The 24,974-nt window shown below is 58.6% G+C and carries 28 protein-coding genes; 5 read left to right on the top strand and 23 right to left on the bottom strand.

Annotated features, from left to right (window positions below; all coding sequences use genetic code 11):
• Window positions 1-2: 2 nt before the first annotated feature.
• Entirely contained in the window at window positions 3-494 is a 492-nt protein-coding gene (locus B30_RS15825; protein WP_009573137.1) for an A24 family peptidase, read from the top strand.
• A 7-nt stretch (window positions 495-501) separates the two neighbouring features.
• On the opposite strand, the gene B30_RS15820 is transcribed toward B30_RS15825, so the two are convergent.
• Window positions 502-2,133 (bottom strand): hypothetical protein, encoded by a 1,632-nt coding sequence (locus B30_RS15820; RefSeq protein ID WP_009573136.1) that lies wholly within the window; start codon window positions 2,131-2,133, stop codon window positions 502-504.
• Between the two features lie 182 nt (window positions 2,134-2,315).
• Here B30_RS15820 and B30_RS15815 point away from each other — a divergent pair, with 182 nt between their 5' ends.
• Window positions 2,316-3,629, top strand: a complete 1,314-nt coding sequence (locus tag B30_RS15815; protein WP_040402741.1) for an ATPase — start codon at window positions 2,316-2,318, stop codon at window positions 3,627-3,629.
• Window positions 3,630-3,752: 123 nt separating this feature from the next.
• A complete protein-coding gene (locus tag B30_RS15810; protein WP_009573134.1) occupies window positions 3,753-4,556 on the top strand; it encodes an NAD(P)-dependent oxidoreductase in 804 nt (267 codons plus the stop codon).
• Between the two features lie 40 nt (window positions 4,557-4,596).
• Here the strand turns inward: B30_RS15810 and folD are convergent, their stop codons facing one another.
• From folD to B30_RS15740, 14 genes are all read right to left on the bottom strand, one after another.
• On the bottom strand, window positions 4,597-5,499 hold the full coding sequence (gene folD / locus B30_RS15805; RefSeq protein ID WP_009573133.1) for a bifunctional methylenetetrahydrofolate dehydrogenase/methenyltetrahydrofolate cyclohydrolase FolD: 903 nt from the start codon (window positions 5,497-5,499) through the stop codon (window positions 4,597-4,599).
• On the bottom strand, window positions 5,500-5,808 hold the full coding sequence (locus B30_RS15800; RefSeq protein ID WP_009573132.1) for a chorismate mutase: 309 nt from the start codon (window positions 5,806-5,808) through the stop codon (window positions 5,500-5,502). It lies immediately after the preceding gene.
• 124 nt (window positions 5,809-5,932) lie between these two features.
• Entirely contained in the window at window positions 5,933-7,849 is a 1,917-nt protein-coding gene (gene ftsH / locus B30_RS15795; RefSeq protein WP_009573131.1) for an ATP-dependent zinc metalloprotease FtsH, read from the bottom strand.
• Between the two features lie 78 nt (window positions 7,850-7,927).
• On the bottom strand, window positions 7,928-9,187 hold the full coding sequence (gene tilS, locus B30_RS15790) for a tRNA lysidine(34) synthetase TilS (protein WP_009573130.1): 1,260 nt from the start codon (window positions 9,185-9,187) through the stop codon (window positions 7,928-7,930).
• Between the two features lie 27 nt (window positions 9,188-9,214).
• Window positions 9,215-10,048 carry a tol-pal system protein YbgF gene (ybgF, locus tag B30_RS15785; RefSeq protein ID WP_009573129.1) on the bottom strand — a complete coding sequence of 278 codons (834 nt, stop codon included), beginning with the start codon at window positions 10,046-10,048 and terminating at the stop codon, window positions 9,215-9,217.
• Window positions 10,049-10,076: 28 nt separating this feature from the next.
• Window positions 10,077-10,601 carry a peptidoglycan-associated lipoprotein gene (locus B30_RS15780; protein WP_040402739.1) on the bottom strand — a complete coding sequence of 175 codons (525 nt, stop codon included), beginning with the start codon at window positions 10,599-10,601 and terminating at the stop codon, window positions 10,077-10,079.
• A gap of 118 nt (window positions 10,602-10,719) precedes the next feature.
• Complete coding sequence (gene tolB, locus B30_RS15775) at window positions 10,720-12,078, bottom strand: Tol-Pal system beta propeller repeat protein TolB (RefSeq protein WP_009573127.1); 1,359 nt, start codon at window positions 12,076-12,078, stop codon at window positions 10,720-10,722.
• The gene (locus B30_RS15770; protein WP_009573126.1) at window positions 12,075-13,259 is read right to left on the bottom strand and encodes a hypothetical protein; all 1,185 of its coding nucleotides are present in this window, start codon (window positions 13,257-13,259) and stop codon (window positions 12,075-12,077) included. Before B30_RS15770 ends, tolB begins: the two co-directional genes overlap by 4 nt.
• Before the next feature lie 12 nt (window positions 13,260-13,271).
• A complete protein-coding gene (tolR, locus tag B30_RS15765; protein ID WP_009573125.1) occupies window positions 13,272-13,739 on the bottom strand; it encodes a protein TolR in 468 nt (155 codons plus the stop codon).
• A gap of 1 nt (window position 13,740) precedes the next feature.
• A complete protein-coding gene (gene tolQ, locus B30_RS15760; protein ID WP_009573124.1) occupies window positions 13,741-14,436 on the bottom strand; it encodes a protein TolQ in 696 nt (231 codons plus the stop codon).
• A 181-nt stretch (window positions 14,437-14,617) separates the two neighbouring features.
• The gene (ybgC, locus tag B30_RS15755) at window positions 14,618-15,007 is read right to left on the bottom strand and encodes a tol-pal system-associated acyl-CoA thioesterase (protein ID WP_009573123.1); all 390 of its coding nucleotides are present in this window, start codon (window positions 15,005-15,007) and stop codon (window positions 14,618-14,620) included.
• 43 nt (window positions 15,008-15,050) lie between these two features.
• Window positions 15,051-15,593: an RNA 2',3'-cyclic phosphodiesterase gene (thpR, locus tag B30_RS15750; protein WP_009573122.1), complete on the bottom strand. Its 543-nt coding sequence runs from the start codon at window positions 15,591-15,593 to the stop codon at window positions 15,051-15,053.
• Window positions 15,593-16,237 (bottom strand): hypothetical protein, encoded by a 645-nt coding sequence (locus B30_RS15745; RefSeq protein WP_009573121.1) that lies wholly within the window; start codon window positions 16,235-16,237, stop codon window positions 15,593-15,595. Before B30_RS15745 ends, thpR begins: the two co-directional genes overlap by 1 nt.
• Window positions 16,238-16,239: 2 nt before the next feature.
• Window positions 16,240-16,449, bottom strand: a complete 210-nt coding sequence (locus tag B30_RS15740; protein ID WP_009573120.1) for a hypothetical protein — start codon at window positions 16,447-16,449, stop codon at window positions 16,240-16,242.
• A gap of 166 nt (window positions 16,450-16,615) precedes the next feature.
• Here B30_RS15740 and aroQ point away from each other — a divergent pair, with 166 nt between their 5' ends.
• Window positions 16,616-17,053 carry a type II 3-dehydroquinate dehydratase gene (gene aroQ / locus B30_RS15735; RefSeq protein WP_009573119.1) on the top strand — a complete coding sequence of 146 codons (438 nt, stop codon included), beginning with the start codon at window positions 16,616-16,618 and terminating at the stop codon, window positions 17,051-17,053.
• Window positions 17,054-17,058: 5 nt separating this feature from the next.
• Here the strand turns inward: aroQ and ruvB are convergent, their stop codons facing one another.
• The 8 genes from ruvB to B30_RS15695 all read right to left on the bottom strand — a co-directional run bounded on the left by ruvB (window position 17,059) and on the right by B30_RS15695 (window position 23,689).
• On the bottom strand, window positions 17,059-18,087 hold the full coding sequence (gene ruvB / locus B30_RS15730) for a Holliday junction branch migration DNA helicase RuvB (protein WP_009573118.1): 1,029 nt from the start codon (window positions 18,085-18,087) through the stop codon (window positions 17,059-17,061).
• A 3-nt stretch (window positions 18,088-18,090) separates the two neighbouring features.
• Window positions 18,091-18,777, bottom strand: a complete 687-nt coding sequence (gene ruvA, locus B30_RS15725) for a Holliday junction branch migration protein RuvA (RefSeq protein ID WP_009573117.1) — start codon at window positions 18,775-18,777, stop codon at window positions 18,091-18,093.
• Window positions 18,774-19,283 carry a crossover junction endodeoxyribonuclease RuvC gene (ruvC, locus tag B30_RS15720; protein WP_009573116.1) on the bottom strand — a complete coding sequence of 170 codons (510 nt, stop codon included), beginning with the start codon at window positions 19,281-19,283 and terminating at the stop codon, window positions 18,774-18,776. Before ruvC ends, ruvA begins: the two co-directional genes overlap by 4 nt.
• A gap of 257 nt (window positions 19,284-19,540) precedes the next feature.
• Window positions 19,541-19,888 (bottom strand): hypothetical protein, encoded by a 348-nt coding sequence (locus B30_RS15715; protein WP_009573115.1) that lies wholly within the window; start codon window positions 19,886-19,888, stop codon window positions 19,541-19,543.
• A 114-nt stretch (window positions 19,889-20,002) separates the two neighbouring features.
• The gene (locus B30_RS15710; protein ID WP_009573114.1) at window positions 20,003-20,875 is read right to left on the bottom strand and encodes a 50S ribosomal protein L11 methyltransferase; all 873 of its coding nucleotides are present in this window, start codon (window positions 20,873-20,875) and stop codon (window positions 20,003-20,005) included.
• Between the two features lie 396 nt (window positions 20,876-21,271).
• Entirely contained in the window at window positions 21,272-21,697 is a 426-nt protein-coding gene (locus tag B30_RS22205; RefSeq protein ID WP_152002266.1) for a hypothetical protein, read from the bottom strand.
• 17 nt (window positions 21,698-21,714) lie between these two features.
• A complete protein-coding gene (gene msrA / locus B30_RS15700; protein WP_040402735.1) occupies window positions 21,715-22,380 on the bottom strand; it encodes a peptide-methionine (S)-S-oxide reductase MsrA in 666 nt (221 codons plus the stop codon).
• A gap of 67 nt (window positions 22,381-22,447) precedes the next feature.
• Window positions 22,448-23,689: an MFS transporter gene (locus B30_RS15695; protein WP_009573111.1), complete on the bottom strand. Its 1,242-nt coding sequence runs from the start codon at window positions 23,687-23,689 to the stop codon at window positions 22,448-22,450.
• 205 nt (window positions 23,690-23,894) lie between these two features.
• Between B30_RS15695 and B30_RS15690 the strand changes: the two genes are divergently transcribed.
• Window positions 23,895-24,974, top strand: a complete 1,080-nt coding sequence (locus B30_RS15690; protein WP_009573110.1) for a YeeE/YedE family protein — start codon at window positions 23,895-23,897, stop codon at window positions 24,972-24,974.

Genomic DNA, 24,974 nt, shown 5'->3' with positions numbered 1-24,974 from the left:
TGATGATCACCCTGCCCGCCTCGGCTGCGCTTTGGTTTTTGCTGCCGGTCGCCCTTGTGTCTTTCATCGCCGCTTTCAATGATTTGAAACGGATGAAATTGCCGAACCCCGTGGTTCTGGCTTTGGGGCTGATTTATGTGGTCCTCGGTCCTTTCGTTTTGCCGTTTGAGCAATATCTTTGGGGCTTTGCCCATGGGGTTGTGATGTATTTTGTCGGCATGTTGGCCTTTGCCTATCTTGGCGTTGGCGCAGGCGACGGTAAATTTGCCGCTGCCATGTCGATGTTCATCCCGCTCGCGGATGCCACGCTGGTCCTGTCGCTGTTTGCGGCATTTTTACTGGGTGCGTTTGTGGCCCACCGGGCCTTGCGTGCGATGCCGGTTGTGCGCCGCGCCACCCCGGATTGGGTGTCGTGGGAGCACAAGAAATTCCCAATGGGATTGGCGCTTGCGGGCACGATGATCTGCTATCTGGCGCTTGCGGGTTTTCGCTAAGCCACCCTCACTTCACAATCGGATAGACCAGCATCGTATCGTCACGCAAAGGCGGGCGCAGCACCAGCCCCGCGGTCTCAAGGGCTGCCAAAGCATTGCGTTCAATTTCGGTATCCAACGGACAGGTCGGTATGATGATGGCATCGGCATTTTCAATCCCCGGCGTGCCCGAATAGTACCAAGGCGCCCCACCTTTGAGCGGCTCAAACCCGCCCAAAATCCAAATGCCCGAGGCGATATCCGCGACAAAAAACTGACTGTCTTGGGGGAAATTAAACGGCGGCTGTTTCAACCGATCCGCCATATAGCTGTGCATCGCCACATCCCCCGATTGCAGGGTGCAGCGCGGCAAGGTCTCGCCCAAAAACGTCACCGGTTTGAACAGGTCATCTTCGACCACATAAGGCGCGAGTTGCGGCAGATCATCGACCATGACCACCCGGCCCAAAACCGTCGCCGTGCGTTGCGTTTTGACAAAAACATCGCGCAGCTCAGGGCGGGTTTTAAACTGTGGCGCATAGTCCAGGGCCCTGGTGGCGAGATGGCGAAACGGGCTGGTGACGATGTTTTGAAACGACGGTGTGATCAGCGCGAAAGAGACCAAAGCCAGCCCCGCCACGGCATTGCGCGCATCGGCATTGAACACCACCCGCCGACCTGTCTCCGGGCGCAATGCCAAGAGATAAATGGCCAGCAACATCAACCATTTGGGATCATTTCCAAAGTTCTGATAGGTGACGTAGACAAAGCCCGGCGCAAGTAAAAACAACACCAAACCTGCCCGGTCCTGCCCGGCCTGTCTGAGCACGATCACCGACAGGATCAGCGTTAAAGTAGCAATCATAAAGCGTGGCCCATTGATCACCTCCATCAGTGGCACGCCTGGGGCCGCACGCGTGTCTGAGCGGGTCACAGATAACAAATCATTCACATAGGCCGGAAAGAAATCAACGCCGTAGAGCACCACCATCAGGGCCGCGATTGCCGCCCCGGTGAGCACCCCAATCCACAGGCTGCGCCATGCGCCGCACAGCGCAAAGGCAATCGCAATCGGGCCGACAAAAGCGACGAAATACGTGGGTTTTAAAAGGGCCAAAGCGGCCAACATCGCGCCCACAATCATCCCGTCCAACACCGGAGCCTGCGCATCGTCACGCGGCGGCAAAGCAGCCAAAAGAATGGCGATGAACGCCGCAGCCCAAGCCCAACGATTATAATACATCGACACCGAAAGCGCGGTGATATTTTCGCCATGCACCAGGGACAGGATCATGCTCACCGTCACAAAGCCAAAGCCCCAAGCGGTCAGGCCAGAAAGCCGCGAGACAGCCGCCCGGGCCACCATCGGAGCCAAAAGCACAGCAACCAAAACCTGCCCTGCAATAAACGCCTGGCCTAGCCCGAGACCCGCCTTGGCAAAGCTGACAGCCGGCAAAAAAGCGAAAATTCCGATCGGCGTTGAGAAATCAAGATGCGGGATCTGGCCTTGGAGCATCCGCATCACAATCTCGATCATATGCGCCGTGTCGCCCTCATGCCTACCGATGTAGAGCCCGCCCTTGGCAAGTCCTGCACCGCCAAAGATAAGGATCAAAATCGCGAGAAATGCCGCGTATTTTAGCGGGGAAATCTTCGTCATCGGGCCTGCCTTATTCATTTTTGCGAAAGGTTATGGCCAAACACTCGAAATGCAAAGGCCACTCGGGTCGCGCGCGTGAAAATGTTGGCATTTGGGCGCGGGGATTCGTACAGTTGCGCCAAGAAAACATCCGAACCCCACCAAAGGGGTCTGCCAGTGCGACCGAGGGATCAGAGCATCAGATGAACATGGAAACCACGCCCAATGTGATCGCCCCACCCGCCCCGCGTCAGGTCAGTGACACTGGGCTGTCTCCGGTGATGATGCGCGACATCGTGTTGAAAACCATGTTCCGCACCCATCTCGAACAGGTCTCTCGTCTGGCCTCTGCTCTGGCCCTGCCGGTCTCTGTGACCCAGATTTTGGTCGACACTGCGCGCGAACAGGGGTTGATCGAAGCCACCGGCACATTACACGCGGGCGCGGGGTCTGAGATGGGATTTCGCCTTTCGGACACCGGCAAGGCGCGCGCTTTGGACGCGCTGTCACAATCTGAATATTACGGCGCGATGCCGATCCCGCTTGAGGTCTATGCCGAACAGGTCAAACGCCAATCGGTCCGTAATATGAAGGTCACGCGGGACGCGCTTTTGGGGGCGATGGGCCACCTCATCCTGCCGCCAATGCTGTTGGATCAACTCGGGCCTGCCGTGGGTGCGGGGCGCTCTATCCTGATGTATGGGCCTCCGGGCAACGGGAAATCCTCGATCTCGAACGGCATTCGTGACGCCCTTGGCGATCTGATCTATGTGCCGCGCGCGATTGAATATAACGGCTCGGTCATCACGGTCTATGACCCGTTGATGCATGTGAAACGCGAGGAGGCCGAGGATGAGGCCACCGCTCTGCGTCGCACCGCCAACCGCTTTGACCGCCGCTATGTGCGCTGTGAGCGGCCTTCGGTGATCACAGGCGGCGAGCTGTCGCTCGACATGTTGGATCTGGTTTACAACCCCACTGCGCGCACTTATCAAGCGCCGCTTCAGCTCAAATCCACCGGCGGGATTTTCATCGTCGACGACCTTGGTCGCCAAGAGGAACCACCGCAAAAACTGGTCAACCGTTGGATCGTGCCGCTTGAGGAAAACAAAGATATTCTGGCGCTGCAATCGGGGGAAAAATTCGAAGTGCCGTTCGACACTTTGGTGATTTTCTCCACCAACTTCCATCCGAACAAAATTTTCGATACCGCCGCGTTGCGCCGGATTTTTTATAAGATTAAAATCGACGGGCCGGATCAGGCGGGCTTTCTCAAAATCTTCGCCATGGTTGCCCGCAGGAAAAAGATGCCGCTGGATGAGGCCTCTTTGCTCTATCTGTTGAAAAGCAAGTATCCGACCATCGACAATGTCTACGCCAACTACCAACCGACGTTTTTGATTGATCAGATCATTTCGATCTGCGAATTCGAGGGCATCCCCTACCAGATGACTCCTGAGTTGATCGACCGTGCCTGGGCGAACATGTTCGTGGAAGAAAGCGACTTCGCGCATTGAGGCAGGATGCGGGGGCTAGCCCCCGCAGACCCTCGGGATATTTTCGGACAAAAGACGCACAGGTTTCGCTTTTCAAAGCGACGCGGCACGGTCATCCTTTCCACAACTTAGGGAGGATATTGTATGACGAAAATCGGCATTGCTGGCGTGGGCCGGATGGGCCGTGGCATGTTAGCCAACATGCGCGCAGCAGGGATTGAAGCGGAGGGGTTTGACATTCGCCCCGAGAGCGACTTTCCCTCCCTGCCCGTTACCTCGGATGCGACCGCCTTTGCCACCGAGCTTGAGACTTTGCTTACGGTAGTGCGCGATGCGGATCAGATCGACGAGGTTCTGTTTGGCACGCAAGGGTTTGTCAGCCGCGCGCCGCATTTGAAAACCGTGGTGATTTGCTCCACGCTCTCCCCCAACTATGTGCGCGGCCTACGCGCCCGCATCCCCGCCCATATCGCACTTGTCGATGCGCCGATGTCGGGAGCCGAGGTGGGGGCCCGCGAGGGCACGTTGGCCTTTATGATCGGTGGAGAAGAAGCGGATGTCACCGCGCTCATGCCTCTGTTTGAGGCTATGGGGCAGAACATTCACTACATGGGCGGCTTTGGCGACGGGATGCAAACCAAGGTATTGAACAACCTGCTCTGCGCCTCGCACACCGCCATGTCGCGGCTGGTGTTGGACTGGGCCGATCAGACCGGCGTCGATCGCGGCAAGCTATTGGGCCTGATCGAAACCGCGACGGGGCAGAATTGGTTTACCTCGCGCTTTGATCAAATCGAATTTGCCAAACACGGGTTTGAGCCGGACAACACGCTGGGCATTTTGGTCAAGGATGTCACCTGCGCGTTGGATGCCGCGCCGACGGGCGCGGATACGTCGCTGCCCGAAGTGGTGCGTGAAATGATGCGCGGGCTCAAACCGATTGCGTGAGACGAAAAGAGGCCCCGCGGGGTCTCTTATAAACGCCGTCTCAGGCGGTAAGGCCCTCGGGTTCAGCAAAGCCGTGACTGCGGCAACAGGCGGTCAATGTGTTGGCCAGAAGGCAGGCGATGGTCATCGGGCCGACGCCGCCGGGCACAGGGGTGATCGCGCCCGCAACGTCGGAGGCCGAGGCGAAATCGACATCCCCGACAAGGCGCGATTTACCCTCGCCTTTTTCCGGCGCAGGAATGCGGTTGATGCCCACATCAATCACCGTGGCACCCGGTTTGATCCAATCGCCTTGAACGAAATTTGCCCGCCCCACGGCGGCCACCACGATGTCGGCCCTGCGCACCACCTCTGGCAAATCCTTGGTCCGCGAATGGGCGATGGTGACCGTGCAGCTATCGCCAAGCAAAAGCTGTGCCATCGGTTTGCCGACGATATTCGAACGCCCGATGACCACGGCATTGAGCCCCGACAGCGAACCATGATGATCACGCAGCATCATCAAACACCCAAGCGGCGTACAGGGCACCATGGCCTTTTGCCCCGTCCCCAACAGGCCGACGTTGGAAATATGAAACCCATCGACATCCTTGGCCGGGTCAATCGCGTTGATCACCAAAGCCTCGTTGAGATGGCCCGGCAACGGCAATTGCACAAGGATGCCATGCACATCTTTATCGGCATTGAGCGCCTCGATCAGCGCCAACAGGTCGGCTTCTGAGGTCTCGGCGGAGAGTTTGTGCTCATAGGAGTTCATGCCCACTTCGACGGTCATTTTGCCCTTGGAGCGTACATAGACCTCGGAGGCGGGATCATCGCCCACCAGCACAACCGCCAGTCCCGGCGTCACCCCCATCGCCTCTTTGAGGCGGGCCACATGGATCGCGACTTTGTCACGCACGGAGGCGGCAAAGACCTTTCCGTCGATCAAGGTTGCACTCATCTACTCTTCTCCGGTTCCGATCACGCGCTCTTCGCGTGCGATCATGGCTTCGATCATCTGGGACCACATGCCGCGCGCCAGATCGGGATCAAACCCCGCCTCCTGCGCGCTCTGAGCGACCCGATCCAAGACCTCCGACACCCGCGCTTCAATCCGCGCGACCATCCCCTCGCCGGGCTTCAATTCCGCGGCGCGGTCGACATGGGCCTGACGGGTCGCCAAAAGCGCAATCAATTCGCGGTCGATCTGGTCGATCTGCTGGCGCAACTCGGCCATGGTCGCGATGTCTTGGGGAGGTTTGAGGGTCATGAGGGTCCTTTCAAACGCGCTTTAACATGCGAGGCCAAAAGGCGAAAGCCCCGCGCGCCCTCTTGTCGCCCAAAGAAAAACCGCGCCTCTCACAGGCGCGGTTTCTTTGGGTTTGAAGCCGGTCTTAAGCAGAGGGTTCAGGTTCCATCCCGCTGTCGCCCTTTGGCTTTTTCGTCGTCTTCGGAATCGCCATCACAGAGGGCGTATTGCCAAGCCCGGTGGAACTGTCGTCATCGTCACCGCGATTGAGCGGCTCGCCTGCGATCACTTTCTGGATTTCAACGCCCGTGAGGGTTTCGTATTCCAAAAGCCCCTGCGCGAGGTTTTCAAGCTCCTGCGCTTTCTCGGTCAGAATGCGTTTTGCCGTGGCATAGCCGGTGTCGACAATCTCTTTGACCTTATCGTCGATCAGCTTTTGCGTCGCGCCCGAATGGTTGGTGCCGCCGCCGTAATTGCCAAGATAACTGTCTTGCTCGTTGGCGTAATCGACATAGCCCAACTCTTCGGAAAAGCCGAATTGCGTGACCATGGCGCGGGCAATCCGCGAGGCCTGTTGGATGTCAGACGACGCACCAGAAGTGACGTTTTCTTTGCCAAAGATCAGTTCTTCGGCCACACGTCCGCCCATCGCCATGGCGATTTTGGAGGTGTATTTGGTGTAGCTGACCGAAAGCTGGTCGCGTTCCGGCAAAGACAGAACCAGACCCAAAGCCCGACCGCGCGGGATGATCGTCGCCTTGTGGATCGGATCATGCTGCGGCACGTTGAGGCCGACAATGGCGTGGCCCGCTTCGTGATAGGCTGTCAGTTTTTTCTCGTCCTCGGTCATCACCATGGAGCGACGTTCCGCCCCCATCATGACCTTATCCTTGGCGTTCTCGAAATCTTCCATCATCACCTGACGGCGACCGATGCGGGCGGCGGTCAAAGCCGCCTCGTTCACGAGGTTGGCCAGATCGGCACCGGAAAAGCCCGGCGTGCCGCGCGCGATGATGCGCAGGTCGACATTGGCGCCGAGCGGCACTTTGCGCGCATGAACGGCGAGGATTTTTTCGCGGCCTTTGATGTCCGGGTTCGGCACTTGCACCTGACGGTCAAAACGACCGGGACGCAACAGAGCCGGGTCCAACACGTCAGGACGGTTGGTTGCGGCAACGATGATGATGCCTTCGTTGGCCTCAAACCCGTCCATTTCCACAAGCAACTGGTTCAACGTCTGTTCGCGCTCATCATTGCCGCCACCGTAGCCTGCGCCACGCGAGCGACCGACGGCGTCGATTTCGTCGATGAACACAATACAGGGCGCATTCTTTTTACCCTGTTCAAACATGTCGCGCACCCGGCTTGCACCGACACCGACAAACATCTCAACAAAGTCGGAACCAGAGATCGTAAAGAACGGCACGCCCGCCTCACCGGCAATGGCCCGCGCCAAAAGGGTTTTACCCGTGCCCGGAGGACCAACAAGCAAAGCGCCTTTCGGAATCTTACCACCAAGGGCCGAGAATTTTTGCGGGTTGCGCAGGAATTCGACGATCTCTTCGAGTTCCTCTTTCGCCTCATCAATGCCCGCGACATCATCAAAGGTCACGCGGCCATGCTTTTCGGTCAAAAGTTTGGCTTTCGATTTGCCAAACCCCATCGCGCCACCTTTGCCGCCGCCCTGCATCCGGTTCATGAAGAAAATCCAAACGCCGATGATCAAGATGAACGGCAGGAAGGAAATCAGGATCGGCATCAAGCCGCTTTCTTCCTGTGGCTCGCCTTTCACCGTCACGCCTTTGTCGACCAATTCTTTGACCAAGGTGTTGTCACCCGGGTTGATCGCATATTTGCGGCGGTTGTCGTCACCGGTGAAATAGACCCGCTCGCCGTCAATATCGACTGCGGAGACCGAGCCATCATCAACCTTCGACATGAACTCGGAATAGGACACGACGTCAGATGACATCGACGATTGATTGCCGCCCAGCACCTGAAACAGGGCCAGAACGAGCATCAGAAGCACGAGCCAGAAGGCAAGATTGCGTGCGTTACCCAAGGGGGATCTCCTCGAAATTTTGGACGCCCCCGCTTGCGCGAAAGCCTTTCCTCTAAAATAGGCATCGGGCGGCTAAGTTCAATGCGATAAAAGCGTTGTAAAAAAGTCGCCTTTTGGTTGGGCCAACCGCAAGGTGGCGGGGCCGTAACGCACAAGCGGGGCTGAAATCAACGTATTGCCGTCAAACACCGCAGGCGAAGCCGAAAGCGTTTCGCGCGGCGGCGCACCGTCTGGCAACTCCCCCAGTTGCAACAATCCGTCCTGACCCAGAGCACGCACGATTAGTCCTTTATCCTCAATACCTTCAACGATCCATCGCCCATCCCAGACCGTCCCCGGAACCGCCACAGTATGGGCCACCGCGGCATGTTCGCGGGTCAATCGAAAGCTTTCTTTGCCGCCCAAAAGCCGTACGCCATGCAGGGTCGCATCGCGCCCGCGCATCATCGCAGACAGGAATTCTTGTAGTTTCATCCCCCTTGGACCGTAGTCAGCCGAGGCAATCCACCGCAGGGCATGGGCGACAAGACGCCGGTTTATTTCCGGTGCCCCCTCGGCAAAACGGCGTCGATTGAGGATCAAATCGCCCTGATCCTCGCTCACACAGTCAAGCGCATGGTCATGCGTGGCGAAATCAAGTGCCGATCGCACTTGTCCCAAATGGTCCATCACCCGGCCCACAACGTGGATGTCGATGCCGAGTTTACTGAGTTCTTCCATGGCGCGGCGCGCCTTGATCCGGTCAAAGGCTTCGTTGTCATTGCTCGGATCATCAATCCACGGCTGACGCAAATCGCGCAGATATTGCCGCAGCTCAAACCGCTCCTGCATCAACAAAGGCCGCACCCATGTGATCCCGTCCGAGACCCTTCGGCGCTGCATCCCGGTCAAGCCGTCAATGCCCGAAGCGCGCGCGAGGCGCATAAAAAACGTCTCCGCCTGATCGTCGGCGGTGTGGGCCAGAGCAATGGTATTGATGCCTTGGGCCTTGGCCCAATCTGTCATCAAACGGTACCGGGCACGACGGGCGGCGTCTTGCAGATTGCCCTGCCCGCTCCAGCCGGTCCAAGTGAGCGTGGTGTGTTTGACCTGAAGTTTTTGCGCCACCTCAGAGACAAACCGCGCCTCTTCCGCAGCCTCAGGCCGCAACCCATGATTGACCGTCACGGCCCAAAGGCGGATTTTTTCGTCCTCGGCCCATTCCGCCATCAGATGCAGCAAAGCCATGCTGTCGCCACCACCCGACACCGCCACTGCGAGCTGGTCGGGCTTGTCATAGGCAAAGGCGGTGGCCACACAATGCTTGAGCATCGCCTGCTTTGCAGTGACCTCACTCATGGATGGGGCGTCCCATTGGACTGGAGCCTACTGGCAGCCAAGCGTCTGAGCCTCTCTCACCGCTGCACTGGCGGCATCAGACCCAGGAAAACGCGATTGCACCTCGCGGTACATCACACAGCCCTTATCGACCTGACCGAGCTTGCCCAAAGATCCGGCCAAACGCAAAAGCGCATCAGGGGCCCGGTCGCCTTCGGGGCTGCCGGAAAAACTATCGAGATAAGCACGGGCCGCATCCGCCGTTTGGCCCAAAGCCGCATAGGATTCACCACGCATAAAATGCGCCTCTCCGGTCAGGTATCCACCGGTATAGCTTTGGGCAAAATTGGCGAATGCCGTGGCGGCCTGCGCGTATTCACCATCGGTGTAAAGCGCCATGGCGGTGTCATAATCGGATTGTTCGGCCATCGCCAAATCGCCGCCCCCCTCCATCGCGGGTTCAGACCCCGGTCCGGTGACAACCACATCGCTTGCGCCCGTGGCTCCACCGAGAGGCGTGAGCGGCGGCAGCGATCCGACGTCACAGCCGCTTTCCAATTCACAGAGCCGAAAGTTCAGATCGTCCAACTGATTGGTGCCATCTTTCACCACCTGATCGACGCGAAACTCCAACCCTTCGACCTTGGCCGTGAGATTGGCCAAAGCCGCCTCCATCAGGTCGACACGTTCCAACGTGGACGCGCCCGCAAACTGCGTGTTGGGCGCGCCTGTGGTCGACAATTCGCGTTTGAGTTTGGCAATTTCCACCGACAGCACCGCCGCTTCTTGGCGAATATCGGCCAAGGTTTGAGCGTTTTGGGCAAAACCCGCCCCGCCCAGCATGGAAAGGGCAAGTGCCGCCCCAAAGATCACGCGTTTCATCGCTCTCACCCTCTCTCTATTGTCTTGTTCAGCTGACGCCAGCGCCCGCCGCCAGGACGGTCACAGCACGACGGTTTTGCGAATAGCAGCTCTCATCCGAACAGACCGCAAGCGGGCGCTCTTTGCCATAGGGGATGGTTTTGAGGCGCGAGGGGTTGATGCCTTGGCTGATCAGGAATTCCTGAACCGAAGCGGCGCGGCGAGCAGAGAGTGCAAAGTTATAATCGCGTGTGCCCTGCTCGTCGGCGTGGCCTTCGATGATCGCACTATAGCCTTGGTTGTCCAAAAGCCATGTCGCTTGGCCTGCCAAAATCGTGCGCGCCTCAGGCGAGAGGGTCGATTGGTCGATGGCAAACAAAACGCGGTCACCCACGGTTTGGTTGAAATAGGCAACCGATTTCGGATCAGAGGCAGAGCCAGCCATCGCGCCATCCGCGCCATAACCATTGGCGCCCGCACCGGCGCCGCCATCCCCAAAACGGCCCGGATTGGTACAGGCGGTCAGGCCCAGAGCCGCGACCAAAAACAGGGCGCGGGGCAGGGAGCGGGTCATGAATTTAGAGGTCTGTGTGGTGGACATGGTGGACATTGGGATCATCCTTTGAGGAAGCTCAAACTGTTGTTTTTCTGACTATAGCACTCTCCCCCGGCCTTGGGGAGAGGTCCGGGTTTTATTTCAAAAGCGGCGACCAAGCGGGATCAGATGCCCCGGCATTGGTCGGCACGCGTTTCAGGTTGCGGCCCGAAATATCGACCGAATAGAGTGCACTCGCCCCACCCGCGCCCTGACTTTCGCGGGTGAACATGATCACCCGACCATTGGGGGCCCAGCTCGGCCCCTCATCCAAGAAGGACGCGGTCAAAAGCCGCTCTTCCGAGCCATCCGTGCGCATCACACCAATGTGGAATCGGCCTTCGTTTTGCTTGGTGAAGGCAATCAAATCGCCGCGCGGCGACCAGATGGGCGTGCCATACCGGCCCTTGCCATTGGATATCCGCCGCGCCTCACCGCCGCCCGCGGGCATGATGTAAAGCTGCTGAGTCCCAGACCGGTCGGATTCGAAGACGATCTGCGAACCATCGGGCGAAAACGACGGCGCCGTTTCAATCGCCGGCGTGTTGGTCAGCCGGGTCGATTGGCCGCTGGCAATGTCCATGCGGTAGAGATCGGTGTTGGTGCCCGTGGACATCGAATAGACGATCGAACGGCCATCGGGGGCAAAACGCGGCGCAAAGGTCACGGCCTCGGCGGGCACGGGCAAGCGCGTGCGCGTCACGGTGCCGACATCGAGCATGGTGATCTGCGGCCGGCCTGTTTCATAAGAGGTGTAAAGCACCCGGTCGCCCGTGGGAGAAAAGCGCGGTGCAAAGACGATATAGCTGTCATCGGTCAGATATTGCAGCCCGGCCCCATCGTAATCCATCACCGCAAGGCGTTTTTTGCGGTCATTCTTTGGCCCAGTCTCTGAGACAAACACCACGCGGCTGTCGAAATACCCGCCCTCGCCGGTGATCCGGGAATAGACCACATCGGAGACCTTATGGGCGATCCGACGCCAACTTGCGGTGGACCCGCCAAGCTGCAAACCGCCGCCCAGAGGCGCTTCGGCGTAAATATCGAACACCCGGAATTTCACCACAAGATTGCCACCTGCATCCGTGCCCACGGCCCCGGTCACAAGTCCCTGCGCATTGATCGCTTTCCAATCGGCATATTGCACCGGGGAGGCGAAATTGGTGACCTTGGAAATATGCGCCGACGGCGGGATTTCCCGGAACAACCCGGTGCCCACCAAATCCGCGGCAATCACATCGGAAATCTGCTGCGCGTATTCCGCCGCCTGTGGTGTCTCGGCAATGAAATCCGGGATCGCCAATGGCAAGGGCTCGATCACCCCGCGCGTGATGTCGAGTTGCAGCGGCCCGGGGTCCTGCGCCAACATGGGCGAGGCCGTGCCGAAAGACAGCGCCAGAGCGCAAACCAAAGAACCGGCCAGTGTCGTCAGGCGAAAGGGAAGCGGGCGTATCATTTAAACCTCATCTGTTCGGGATCGAACGTCATTTCGATATTGCGCCAATGGTCATACTTGTCGACCGGCAATGGAAAACCACGCGCGCCACAGCGGATAATCGCGCGGCGCGCCACTTCAAAGGCACTTTGAGCGCCAGCATCGGTGCCGCCCTCATGGCCCAACAGGGTGATGGAACCGGCTTGCGGCGTGCCATCTTCGTTCATCGCGACACCGACGGTGATCTTGGTGCGCATCGCATCCGTCGACATCGCGCCGACGTTCCAACATTGCGACACCGCCACACGCATGCCTTCGCGCTCGCCCCCGGTCAGAGGCGGCCCCACCGGACGTTTCGGCGCGGCAGGTGTTTCGGCGGCTTCGGCGGCCAAAGCGGCGGCGGCCTCGGCGGCAGCATTGGCCACAGCATCCGCCGGATCTGTTTTCGGCGTCTCAGGCTTGGGGGTTGCCGGTTTGGGCGTCTCAGGCGTTGGCGTCTCCGCCGGTTTTTGTGCCGCCGCAGCTTGCGCCGCCAAATTGGCCGGGCGGGATTTTGGCCGCGGCGAGGTTGACATGCCCGATGGCTTTTCCGCCTCGGTCACAATCTCTGTCGTCGTCTCTTGCGGCGCGGCTTTTTCCTGGGTCTGCTCCACGACCTTCTCAGACTCCGCCGTGTCAGACGTCGCCTCAACCGGCGCATCCGAAATCTCCGGCTGCGGCTCGGGCGTGGACACGACCTGATCGGAAATGCGCGGCACCGGACGCGGCGTCGGTTTGCGATCGGGACGATCCGGCAGCCCCGCACCGGGGTCCTCCAGAGAGAGTTCCGGTTCGGCCTGTGGGCTGGGCGGGGTTGGATCGACATTGACCGGTGCGGGCAAGCTCTCGCTGACCTCCGGGCGCGGCTCAGGCACGTCTGGCGGTGGTGCATCCGAGGGCTGAACCTCGGGCGTGCTGTCCTCGACGGGGGTCGGCGCGGGCGCCGCTTCGGCCACAGGGGCCTTCAATGCCTCGGCCTCGGCAAAGGTGTCGGGCGCAGTGTTTGTGGCGCTCAGTGCGGCAAACTCCGCCTCCGAAATCAGCGCAACTTCCTGAACGGCCACGGACTCCGTTTGCTTCGGCGAGAGGAACATCCCACCGAAAATCATATAGGCAATGAGGCCCAAATGGCCCGCGCCGGAGATATATTGGCCTGTGTTCACGCCATATGCCCTTTAGTTTCCGGCCCCATCAAGGCGCGGACCGCCTTGCTCCGTCACCAAACCGATCTTGCGAAAGCCCGCGGCATTGAGCGCGCCCATGATCTGCGCCACGCGCTCATAGGTCACCGATCCGTCGGCGCGCAGGAAAATCTTGTCGTCCTGACGCTCCGTGGCAATAGCGCGCAATTTCGTCACCAGATCGGCCTCATCTTCCTCATTGGACATCAACAACACCCGACCATCGGCGGTCAGCGTGATGCTCAACGGTTCCTCTTCCTCTTGCGGCAAGGCGGTGGCGGCGGTTTCAGGCAACTCAACCGGCACACCCACGGTCATCATCGGCGCCGCGACCATGAAGATGATCAACAGCACCAGCATGACGTCAACGAAGGGCGTGACGTTGATCTCGCTCATCGCAGCCGGGCGACGGCGGCCACGACGGCCCCCCTTGCCCTGTTTTTGAACCACACCTGCGCCCATCTCAGCTGTCCAATTCGCGCGAGAGGATGGTGGCGAATTCGTCGGCAAAGGCCTCGTATCCACCCAAAATGCGGTCGCTGTCGGCGTTGAGTTTGTTGTAGAAAATCACTGCCGGGATCGCGGCCAAAAGCCCCAATGCGGTGGCAAGCAAGGCCTCGGCAATCCCCGGCGCCACAACGGCCAGGTTGGTCGATTGCGCCATGGCGATGTCTTCAAACGCGGTTTTGATGCCCCAAACGGTGCCGAACAGACCGATAAATGGCCCGGTAGAGCCGACGGTCGCCAAGAAGGACAGGCCGGAGTTCATATTCTCGGCTTCTTTCGAGATGGCCACATCCATCGAGCGATCAATGCGCGATTGCGCCCCTGCGATCAGCCCGCCATCCGCCTTATGCGAACGCCGCCATTCCGTCATCCCGGCGGCAAACACCCGTTCGGGCGACGACACTGGATTGCCCTGAAGCTGGTCATAGAGCTCATCCAAAGGCTCGCCCGACCAGAACGAATGATCGAACGCCTCGGCTTCGGCCCGCGCTTTGCGAAAGGCGATGAATTTTTGCACGATGATCGACCATGACCAAAACGAGGCCACGATCAATAGGATCATCACGATTTTCACAATGAAGGTTGCGCGCATGAAAAGCGCCAGCAGGGAGAAGTCGATCTCCTGCGCCATAGCAAGGGTGTTTTGGTCCATGAACCTGCTCTTTTGTTCCGCTTAAAACGTTGCCTGAGTGCCTGACAGATTGGTCGCCAGATCATTTGGGTGGGCCGTCTCTACACGGCTCTCATCTTAACCCCAGATTTACCTGATCGTCAGGGCACACGCCAACACTAACCTGTGAGGACAGGGGTAAAATCAGAGAATTTTCGCAGATTTAATGCAGATTTCGGCGAAGAACCGCCGGAAGACGCGCCGGATGCCCTGTGGATGAGAGGGTAACGATGGTCACAAGCGCCTCAAACAGCACCTCTTGCCCGCGCTTGACCGCCTGTTCGACCACAATGCGCGCGCCGGTGAGGGCTTTGAGCCGGGTTTCGACGGTCAAATCATCATCGAATTTGGCTGGCGACAGGTAATCCGCCTCGACCCGGCGCACCGCAAACACCAAGCCTTCATCCGCCTTCAACGCCACCTGATCGACGCCCAGATCGCGCACCCATTCGGTCCGGGCACGTTCGATATATTTGAGGTAATTGGCGTAATAAACGATGCCCGCCAGATCGGTGTCCTCATAGTAGACATGGACGGGAAAAATATGGATCATCTTATCGCCTTCTCAACCGGACTTCACCTGAGGTGCCCTTGGTTTAAAGGCTCAAAGGATAGCTCGCAAGCCCGTCATAGATCGGACCATCCGCACTGAGCGTCGATTGGATCATCTCAAACTGCGTGGGCCGGAATCTGGGCCAGGTGAACGCACCTTTGGTGGCCAAAAGCAGGTCTAAATCCGCCCGCTCCGATGGCGCAATCCGGTGAAACCGGCGCAATGAGATATGCGGGCGAAACCGTTCATGTGACAGTGCGATGCCCACCGCCCGCGCCGCTTTGCGTATCTTTTGCCGCAGATCGCTCAACGCCGCATCGGGCGCAATCGCCGCAAACAAAAGTCGCGGCTTGTCGCCGCCAAACAGGTTCAGCCCGGTCACAGTCAACTGAGGGGATGGCGCGTAAATCGCCGCAAGCGCCTCATGCAGCTCAGCCAAAACCGCCTCTGGTTGATCCTCTAAGAACGCCAAGGTGACATGCATGTTCTCGGCCCGAACCGCTCGGCCAAACCGCAGACCCAAGGTAATATCTTCCAACCGATCCGTCAGATCAGTCGGCAAAGGCAGCGCCACAAAGGCCCGCATCAGCCCGCCATTACCCGCGCATAAAGCCTGAGCGCATGGGAGGCATCGCGGGCAGACGGCGGCAACATCGGATCATAGGCGGCGCGCAACAGATTCGCCACATCCGGGCGGATCACCGTGCCCGCGGGCGACAGCGCCAAGGGGCTGTCTTGGGTAAAGGCCGTGTCGGACCAGAGCAGCATCGCCTGCACCGCCTGCGACAGCGCGATCACTTCGGCGGGGACCTCCGCCATCGCGTCGCTCATGCGCACAAAGGTAAAGCACGCCTTGATTGCCCCCGCATCATCAAACCGAAACGCACGATATTGATGGGCGTTCTTGGCCTGAAGTGTCTCCACCCGCGCCGCCAAATCGGGGATCAGATCGCCCATATGCGGCACATCCAAAAGCTCGGCCCAATCGGACAGGAAAAACATCATCAGGTTTGTGCCCAACTCCGGGTCCACGTCCTCGATCCGGTGCCCGGCGATGGCGATACAGGCCTCGATCGCGCTTTTGATCACGCTCAGCGTCTCGTCTTCGACACCAAACACCACCGGCGCAATTGGCCGCCCCCAACGGGCAAAAACATAGTCCCCACTTGCGCGCGTGAAAAACGCTTCAACCTGTTCCGGTGTGGTCGGTTCCGTGCTGTCCGTACTCATAGTTACTCCGCCGTCTGGTCCACAGCTTGCTCTGCCCTGCCACGCTCCGGCACAGCAATACCACGTTGCGCCATGATGCTCAAAAGCGACGCCGGAATGGGCCGACAACCGCAGTGGGCGGTATGTTCCAAATGCCACGTCAGGCGCTCTTCGGTGGTTGGATTTTTGTCCATCGGGTGGGCTGCATGCCACTCTTTGTTCAGTTTGCTCATTGATCTCGCTCCCCTGATTATGCATGCGGTAACATGCCTTGCGGCTTTGTCCAATCCTCATATTTTGACAAGCCCCACAGACCAAAACCGCCTCAGCCCTTGCACTGGGCGCGGGGCTCTGCATAACTCACCCCCAACACCGCATTTCGGCATCAGCGAGGGCCTCATGAACAAGAAAATCTATATCCTGAATGGGCCGAACCTCAATCTTTTGGGCAAACGCCAGCCCGAAATTTACGGCGCGGATACTTTGGCCGATGTCGAGGCGCTCTGTGCCCGCGAGGCCGTCACACAGGGGCTCGACATTGTTTTTGCCCAGTCGAACCATGAGGGCGAGATCATTGATCTGATCCATGAAGCACGCGATGCAGCCCAAGGCATTGTGATCAACCCCGCCGCCTATACCCACACCTCGGTCGCCATTCTGGACGCGTTGAACACGTTCGACGGCCCGGTGATTGAGGTCCACATCTCGCAGGTCCACAAACGCGAAGCTTTCCGCCACCATTCCTATGTGTCGATGCGCGCCGATGCGGTGATGGCCGGGTTTGGGGTCCATGGCTATGTCTTGGCGGTGGCCCATATGGGCAAGCTATTGGGATAAGCCCCTCACCCGCCAAACAGTTCCGGCTGATCCGGGCGGTTTGGAACCCGCATCCCCAGATGGTGCCATGATTTTTGCGTCAACATCCGGCCCCGCGGGGTGCGTTGGATCAGGCCCTGTTGCAACAAATAGGGTTCGATCACATCCTCAATCGCATCGCGGCTCTCCGACAAGGCGGCGGCGAGGGTTTCAACGCCCACCGGCCCACCTTGGTAATTCTCCGCGATCAAGCGCAAATACCGCCGGTCCGCGCCATCAAGGCCCAAAAGGTCCACCCCCAGTCGCGTCAGAGACCGGTCGGCCAGCTCTTTGGAAATCCGCCCACCGCCTTCGACCACGGCAAAATCCACCACCCGGCGGAGCAACCGCCCGGCAATACGCGGCGTGCCACGAGCGCGTTTGGCGATTTCAAGCGCGCCTGCGTCCTCGGTCGGAATATCCAAAAGCCGCGCGCCACGGGTGACGATTTCATGCAACTCCTGCGTGGTGTAAAATTGCAGCCGCGTCGGAATGCCAAAACGATCGCGCAACGGCGTGGTCAAAAGCCCCAACCGGGTGGTCGCGCCGACCAGCGTGAAGGGTTGCAATTCGATGCGTACCGTACGCGCGGCGGGGCCTTCGCCGATCACAAGATCAAGCTCGAAATCCTCCATCGCAGGATAGAGAATTTCCTCGACCACCGGGTTCATCCGGTGAATTTCGTCGATGAACAACACGTCCCGTGCGTCCAGATTGGTCAGGATCGCCGCCAAATCGCCCGCGCGTGCCAAAACCGGCCCAGAGGTCATTTTGAAATTCACGCCCAATTCGCGCGCCATGATTTGCGCCAGCGTAGTTTTGCCCAATCCCGGCGGGCCGTGGAACAACACATGGTCCATCGCCTCTTCGCGCATCCGGGCACTCTCGATGAACACCGCGAGATTGGCACGGGCCTCTTGTTGGCCGATGAATTCGCTCAGCACCTGAGGGCGCAGGGCGCGGTCGGCATCCTCGGGTCGGCGCTCAGCGCGCAGGGTTGGGTCGGGCTGGTCCATCAATTACCCTTTCGGCGCAAGCAATTTGAGCGCCGCGCGGATCAAGGCCGAGGTGTCCGCCTCCGGCGCATCTTGGGCGGATTGCGCCACGGCCTGAACCGCGTCCGAAGGCGAATAGCCAAGATTTTGCAGGGCGGACATCGCCTCTGCTTCGGCGGAAGCATTGGGTTTGGGCACAGGGGCTTTGGCCACGCGGGGTTTCGGCGCGGGCGCGTCCGTTTCGATCACCTCGTCCATCTGGGGCGCTTCGGCCAAGGTTTTAGCCAATGTGCCGCCCATCGCCATCACGGCGGGGGCTTTGTCTTTCAATTCATTGACCACACGCTGCGCGATTTTCGGCCCGACGCCCGGCGCGGCCTTGACCGCGTTCCAATCGCCCAAGGCAATCGCGCGGCCTGTGGCCTCCGGCCCCAACGTGCCCAACACCGCCATCGCCGCTTTCGATCCGATGCCCTGAACCGAGATCAACAGCCGATACCATTCCTTTTCCAACAGCGAGGAAAAACCGAACAACTGCATCAAATCTTCGCGCACCAACATGTCGGTATAGAGCGACACCGGCGCCCCCTGCCCTGGCAGGCTCATCCGGGTGCGTTCGTTGATATGGACGATATAGCCGACACCGCGCACGTCGATCATCACATGATCCGTACCGATATAGTCGATGATGCCTGTGAGTTTACCAATCATGCTGAGGCCCTTTTGACCGCATCCGCAAGGCGGGAATTTGAATGTGCATGGAAAGAATGACAGATCGCAATCGCCAGCGCATCCACCGCATCCGCACCGGCCAATTTTGCGCCGGGCAATTGCAGCTTGATCATATGCTCGACCTGTTGCTTGGCGGCATGGCCGACGCCGACCACGGCTTTTTTCACTGCATTCGGGGCATATTCGCCAATCGGCAACCCTGCGCGCGCCGGGGCCAAAAGCGCAACGGCACGGGCTTGGCCGAGCTTAAGTGTGGCAACAGCGTCTTTGTTCACGAACGTCTGCTCCACCGCGGCACAATCGGGCGCGTAGGTGGCGACCACATCTGTAAGCTGGTCAAACAGCGACAAAAGCCGGATTGCGAGGTCGTCGGAGGCCAAGGAATGGCAAATGCCATTGGCCACATGGCTGATGCGCGAGCCTTGAACATCAATGATGCCCCAACCCATATTGCGCAGCCCCGGGTCGATGCCCATCACTCGCATTGCTTCATCCTGCTCTTTTGTTTTTGGTTAAAAGAGGGTTAGCACGAAACAAGAACATTTGCCAAGGCAAAGCTGTCTTTGTGGACTGATTGGTCCGTTACAAGGGGAGATGGCACAACCGCTCTGTGTGGGATCAAAGCGTGAGATCAAAAATGTGAAAACCCGCACCGGAGGGAGGTGCGGGTTTTGACGTGGATGGGACATAAGGCGGCGCATTGGGGAAACAGCCGCGCTTAGGGCCCCGGAATATCGTTGGTTTAGCGCAGCAACATCTTGCCCTGAATCGCGAGCCAGACCGTGACCGGATCTGCGGCCATGATCCATGCGCCCGCCTGTTCGATCACCGTGCCAGAGGCAAGATCGTCGACGCGGTTGGTGTAGGTGGCCCCGCCAAGCGTCGCATAAAGCACTGCCTTGAAAGCGATCACACCGCCAAGGGCAAAAAACGCAAGATGCAAAGGACGTCGCATGCCGCGGCGTCGCGGACGCGCGATGATCAGCCCATCTTGGTTAACGGAATACACGACACCATGGCTGAGGGCACGACGGCGCGCCTCGATTTTGGTGACTCTTTTCTCTAATTGCTGCGAACCGGCGTAAGCCATGGCAGCCTCCTCATACATCGGCCCCCACCGACAGTGACAAGATTGCGGCGAAATGTGGCGAAAATGGGGCAGGATGTCCCAAAACAGGCAAAACCAAGGCTTTTCCCGATATTCTTAGGAAACGCGCGCCATAGTCAGTGTCGTCCAGTCAACAATCTCTGTGCGATCCACAAGATTAAATCCGGAGCGCGTATAAACCGAAATCACGTCATCGGCCTGTGGATTGAGAATCCCCGAGAGAATCACATAGCCACCGGGCTGAACATGGGCCGCCATATCGGGCGCGAGGGCCACAAGCGGGCCTTTGAGGATATTGGCAAAGACCAAATCAAAGGGCGCGGCCTCGGCCAGGTCTTTATGGTTAAAACCCGCCGCCTCAAGGCACAGAACACGCCCCGTCAGATCATTGGCATCGACATTACTTTGCGCCACATCGACGGCCACTTCGTCAATATCAGAGGCCAAGACCACCTTGTCGGACACTTTGGCCGCAGCCATGCCCAACACGGCGGTGCCACAGCCAATGTCGGCGACGTTGTCAAAACTCTTACCCGCGTCCAACAAGGCATCGAGTGCGCGCAGGCAGCCCAGAGTGGTGCCATGATGCCCGGTGCCAAAGGCCATCGCCGCTTCGATCAAAAGGCCGATCTTGCCCTCGGGCAATTTATCGGCGTCATGGCCACCATAAACGAAAAACCGCCCCGCCTCGACCGGCGACAGGTCCCGGCGCACTTTCGCGACCCAATCTGTGTCCGGCACCTCAGAGATGATAAAATCACGCGCACCGTGCATTTTGGCCAAAAGCGCCAGTTCGATGTCGTCGGGGGCGTCGGTGAAATAGGCCGCGACCTCCCAAAGCCCTGAGCCGTCTTCCATTTCAAACACGCCCACGCCGGTCGGCTCCGGCACTATGGTCTCAAGCGCCTCGCCCAAGGCATCAGCTTTGGCTTTGGCGTCGGTTTTGGTAAAGGCGGTGTAAGTGGTCATCAAGGCTCTCCGGTTGGCTTGATCCCGGTGTAACGCGTTTGGGACAGCCCGTGTTGATTGTTTTTCTGAACATCCGTTCCCATGGTAGGGACGGCAAACGTGAGCGCCGTGCCCGGCGTTCTGACCGCTTTAGGTCGAAGTTTCTGACGACTCAAGAGCTGGGAGAGCGATAACTGCGCGCAACAAAAGATATGTCTTTGCTATAGCTTTACGCACTCACCTTATTCTTTGGCATTTCCACAACAAAACACCCCCAATTTTTAGTTTTCGTCGCCAAAATTACAGCTCTGCCTTGACCAAGACCAAAGGGAAGCAGATCGTCATCGAAGCTCCCTACCTGTTTCATAGTGATCCTCGCGTACCTGTATTCAAGACACGTGTTTCGGCAGTCCACATTTAAACCAGGCTAAAGCCATGCTCTCCCATGTTCCATATTCCCGGCGCTACGTTGCCGTACCCTATTTCACGTTCGCCTTTTTGATCGGCTTTCTTGCTTGGCAAATTTGCGTCAAGCTTGGCATCTCGCTTAGAGACAACCCGACGGTGCTTTTTAGACTTTTCGCCCAAACGTTGATCTGGGGATGTCTGGTCTATGCGCTCGCGGCAACGGCGCTGTTGAGCACTGCGGTTTGGACACTCTCCACACGGCTTGATTTTAGCCTGCACCGCAAAAAACAACAGATGAAAATCAGCTTGGTTTTTTTCATCGGCGGGATTTGCCTTTCCGTTTTCGGGATTGTCATGAACCTGACAGACACCCCACCTTTGGACGCCCTGTATATCCCGCTGCACCGTCTGGATCTGTAAGGCAGCGTACAGCAAACACAGGGATCCGTGGGTTACGACAGACCCGCATCCACCCCGACTCCGATCGGACAGCTCACGCCTGTTCCGCCGATCCCGCAATAACCCTGGGGGTTTTTGGCGAGATATTGTTGATGATAGGCTTCGGCATAATAAAACGCGCCTGCGGGCAGCACTTCCGTCGTGATCGCGCCAAAACCCTTGTCCTGCAACAACACGTTATAGCCCGCAAGACTTGCCTCGGCGGCGTGATGCTGCGCCGGTGTGGTGTAGTAAATGCCAGACCGATATTGCGTACCCCGGTCATTGCCTTGGCGCATCCCTTGGGTCGGATCGTGATTTTCCCAAAACACCGACAACAAAGCCCCATAGCTGATCTTGGTGGGATCATAGACCACACGCACCACCTCATTGTGGCCGGTTTTGCCGGAACAGACCTCTTCATATGTCGGGTTGGGCGTATAGCCCGCACTGTAGCCCACGGCGGTGTTGATCACCCCCGGCACCTGCCAAAAGATGCGCTCAACGCCCCAGAAACAGCCCATGCCAAACACCGCCTCTTCCTGCTCCTCAGCGAGGGGTTCGATCAAAGGTCGGAGAAAAACGAAATGCTCGGCCGCTGTCGGGATCGGCGTCGCACGCCCAGACAACGCCTCATCTGGCGTGGGCATGGACAGTTTCTTGGTCAGGGCACCGAACATCGCAATCTCCATTTTCACCGTTTCATCTCAGAATATAGGCCAAACCTCGGATCAAACCAGAGCCAGATCACTCTGCCGGAGTTGTTGCACGCACCACAGGTAAAAACCGCCATTCATTGCCCTTTTCGGGATGGCGCGGGATGAGGGACGCCAAGCCCAAAGACACCATCGCCATCGCCGCCGCCAAAATGAACACCGCGTCAGGCGACACCACCCAAAGATAGCCCAAAAGCGCAGGTAAAAACACCGCCGCGATGTGGTTGATCGTAAAAGCCACGGCGGCGGTGGGCGCAATGTCTTGCGGGTCTGCGATCTTTTGGAAATAGGTTTTGAGCGCGAAGGCCAAGCCAAACAGCATATGATCAATGACATACAGCGTCGCCGCGATCACCACGCCCCAGCCCAGCCAATAGATGCCGCCATAGGCCAGAAACACCAAAGTCAGGCCGATATATTCAAACATCAACACAAAACGTTCGCCTTTACGGGCGACGATTTTACCCATGAACGGCGCGACCAGCATATTGGCAACAAAGTTGATCAAAAACAGCGCCGTGACCTGATGCACTTCAAAGCCAAATTTCTCGACCATCATGAACGCGGCGAAGACGACAAAAATCTGCCGCCGCGCGCCCGCCATGAATTGCAGCGCATAATAGAGGCCGTAACGGCGTTTGAGCACGAAACTTTTGGTTTGCGGATGCGGCGCTTGGAACTGCGGATAGGCAAGAAAGGCGAACACCGCGACCACCGCCGTGAACCCGCCCGACACCATGTAGACAAAGCCATAGGACAGATCGAAGGTCTTCCACGTCACCACCAAAAGCCCGTAGGCCACCAATGAGGCCGCAGACCCCGCCGCCACGAGCCGCCCGATCACGATCGGTGCGCGCTCTTTCGAGAGCCATTGCAGTTGCAACGATTGGTTTACGGTTTCAAAATAGTGAAAGCCGATAGATGACAGCATGGTGATGGTCAAAATCCCGCCCAAGGAAGGGAAAAATGCCGTCACAGCCGTGGCCGCGCCCAAAAGCAAAAGCGAGACAATCCCCAACACCTGTTCGCGGATGAACATGATCAAGGCGATCACACCGATGGCCAAGAATCCGGGGATTTCGCGCACCGAATGCAGCCAACCGATCTCCACCCCGGTGAACCCGGCGGCCTCGATGACAAAGTTATTCAGCAGGGCGTTCCACGTCGCAAAGGCCACGGGCATGGCAAATGCCATGAGGAACAACAGCGATTCGGGCCTGCGCCAAAGCGGCAGAGACCCGGTTTCAGAGAGGGGGATCGGCATTTTTTTCATCCCATTCCCTTACGGCGCGGTTTGGGTTTTGGATAGCCGGAATTCTTGCACACCCCCTTACGCGCCACGCAAAACGCTTGGCACAGACGTCCAAAGGGCCTCAGGATGCATTCAAACATGCGCAACCATGTGACTTAGATCAAGGCACGCTCCGGCCCTGTCCCTAAACTCAGCCAAATTTCGCGCGCGGGAGGACATCTACAACATGGACATTTTAGCCCTTGTCGAACGGATCGGTGAAAGCCCAACCGCGGCACTGTTTGGTCTGATCACCGGCCTCATTTTTGGCGTCTCGGCGCAGAGATCGCAATTCTGCCTGCGCGCCGCAACGGTCGAATTCGCCCATGGCAAAGGCATCGTCGGCAAGCTTGGGCCAAAGGTGGCCGTCTGGCTTTTGACCCTCTCGACCGCCATCGTTTGGGTGCAGGGCGCGCAAATGCTGGGCCTGTTTCGCGCCTCGGACGCGCGCATCATGGCCGTGCCCGGATCATGGTCCGGGGCCATCATTGGCGGGCTGATGTTTGGCGCGGGCATGGTGTTGTCGCGTGGCTGTTCGGGCCGTCTTTTGGTCTTGGCCTCCACCGGCAATCTGCGTTCTGTCGTCTCCGGCCTGATCTTTGCCGTCACCGCCCAAATGAGCCTGCACGGCATCCTCGCGCCATACCGTGACAGATTGGCCAGCCTGTCGATCACGCCCGGCGGAGAAAACATCAACCTTTTGAACGCATTGCACCTCCCCTCAGGCACAGGACTGGTGCTTGGCCTGGCCTTCGCCGCTCTCGCATTATACCTCGCCGCCCGCCATCAGATCGGACCAAAAACGTGGATTTTCGCCTCCGGTGTCGGCTTTTCTGTCGCGGTCGGCTGGGTGCTCACATGGTCTCTGGCGCAAATCGCCTTTGATCCGGTGCCCGTCACTTCGGCCACCTTCTCCGGCCCCTCCGCCAACACATTGATGTTTTTCCTGGACCGAGGCGCGGTGTTGGAGTTTGACGTCGGCCTCGTTCCCGGCGTGGTGCTCGGGGCGTTTTTGGCCGCGATGATCTCGGGTGAATTCCGGTGGCAGAGCTTTGAGTCCGTCCCCGTCATGCGCAAGTCGATGATTGGCGCCGTGCTGATGGGCTTTGGCGCCATGCTTGCGGGCGGCTGCGCCATTGGCAATGGCGTCACCGGCGGATCGGTCTTTGCCGCAACGGCGTGGTTGGCGCTGTTAAGCATGTGGATCGGCGCGATTGCGACCACCTTGGTGTTTGATCGCCAAGTCAATCCGGCGCTGGCGTGTTAG

Origin of the sequence: Celeribacter baekdonensis B30 (assembly GCF_000299875.1) — a bacterium.
Classification (GTDB): Bacteria; Pseudomonadota; Alphaproteobacteria; order Rhodobacterales; family Rhodobacteraceae; genus Celeribacter; species Celeribacter baekdonensis_A.
The sequence above is the reverse complement of the archived record's forward strand: the minus strand, read 5'-3'. Positions and strand labels throughout refer to the sequence as shown.

Excerpts from the sequence above, each read along its gene's own strand:
- tolR (WP_009573125.1), bottom strand. The coding sequence starts at position 13,739 with ATGGGCGCAGGTGTGGTTCAAAAACAGGGCAAGGGGGGCCGTCGTGGC.
- ruvC (WP_009573116.1), bottom strand. The coding sequence starts at position 19,283 with ATGCGAGTGATGGGCATCGACCCGGGGCTGCGCAATATGGGTTGGGGC.
- B30_RS15780 (WP_040402739.1), bottom strand. The coding sequence starts at position 10,601 with ATGACCCGCTCCCTGCCCCGCGCCCTGTTTTTGGTCGCGGCTCTGGGC.
- B30_RS15815 (WP_040402741.1), top strand. The coding sequence starts at position 2,316 with ATGAACATGGAAACCACGCCCAATGTGATCGCCCCACCCGCCCCGCGT.
- msrA (WP_040402735.1), bottom strand. The coding sequence starts at position 22,380 with ATGTTCGGTGCCCTGACCAAGAAACTGTCCATGCCCACGCCAGATGAG.
- ruvA (WP_009573117.1), bottom strand. The coding sequence starts at position 18,777 with ATGATTGGTAAACTCACAGGCATCATCGACTATATCGGTACGGATCAT.
- thpR (WP_009573122.1), bottom strand. The coding sequence starts at position 15,593 with ATGCGGGCCTTTGTGGCGCTGCCTTTGCCGACTGATCTGACGGATCGG.
- B30_RS15810 (WP_009573134.1), top strand. The coding sequence starts at position 3,753 with ATGACGAAAATCGGCATTGCTGGCGTGGGCCGGATGGGCCGTGGCATG.
- tolB (WP_009573127.1), bottom strand. The coding sequence starts at position 12,078 with ATGATACGCCCGCTTCCCTTTCGCCTGACGACACTGGCCGGTTCTTTG.
- B30_RS15740 (WP_009573120.1), bottom strand. The coding sequence starts at position 16,449 with ATGAGCAAACTGAACAAAGAGTGGCATGCAGCCCACCCGATGGACAAA.
- folD (WP_009573133.1), bottom strand. The coding sequence starts at position 5,499 with ATGAGTGCAACCTTGATCGACGGAAAGGTCTTTGCCGCCTCCGTGCGT.
- B30_RS15710 (WP_009573114.1), bottom strand. The coding sequence starts at position 20,875 with ATGACCACTTACACCGCCTTTACCAAAACCGACGCCAAAGCCAAAGCT.
- B30_RS15715 (WP_009573115.1), bottom strand. The coding sequence starts at position 19,888 with ATGGCTTACGCCGGTTCGCAGCAATTAGAGAAAAGAGTCACCAAAATC.
- B30_RS15695 (WP_009573111.1), bottom strand. The coding sequence starts at position 23,689 with ATGAAAAAAATGCCGATCCCCCTCTCTGAAACCGGGTCTCTGCCGCTT.
- ruvB (WP_009573118.1), bottom strand. The coding sequence starts at position 18,087 with ATGGACCAGCCCGACCCAACCCTGCGCGCTGAGCGCCGACCCGAGGAT.
- tolQ (WP_009573124.1), bottom strand. The coding sequence starts at position 14,436 with ATGGACCAAAACACCCTTGCTATGGCGCAGGAGATCGACTTCTCCCTG.
- B30_RS15825 (WP_009573137.1), top strand. The coding sequence starts at position 3 with ATGATCACCCTGCCCGCCTCGGCTGCGCTTTGGTTTTTGCTGCCGGTC.
- tilS (WP_009573130.1), bottom strand. The coding sequence starts at position 9,187 with ATGAGTGAGGTCACTGCAAAGCAGGCGATGCTCAAGCATTGTGTGGCC.
- B30_RS15745 (WP_009573121.1), bottom strand. The coding sequence starts at position 16,237 with ATGAGTACGGACAGCACGGAACCGACCACACCGGAACAGGTTGAAGCG.
- ybgC (WP_009573123.1), bottom strand. The coding sequence starts at position 15,007 with ATGATCCATATTTTTCCCGTCCATGTCTACTATGAGGACACCGATCTG.
- ybgF (WP_009573129.1), bottom strand. The coding sequence starts at position 10,048 with ATGAAACGCGTGATCTTTGGGGCGGCACTTGCCCTTTCCATGCTGGGC.
- B30_RS15800 (WP_009573132.1), bottom strand. The coding sequence starts at position 5,808 with ATGACCCTCAAACCTCCCCAAGACATCGCGACCATGGCCGAGTTGCGC.
- aroQ (WP_009573119.1), top strand. The coding sequence starts at position 16,616 with ATGAACAAGAAAATCTATATCCTGAATGGGCCGAACCTCAATCTTTTG.
- B30_RS15820 (WP_009573136.1), bottom strand. The coding sequence starts at position 2,133 with ATGACGAAGATTTCCCCGCTAAAATACGCGGCATTTCTCGCGATTTTG.
- B30_RS15690 (WP_009573110.1), top strand. The coding sequence starts at position 23,895 with ATGGACATTTTAGCCCTTGTCGAACGGATCGGTGAAAGCCCAACCGCG.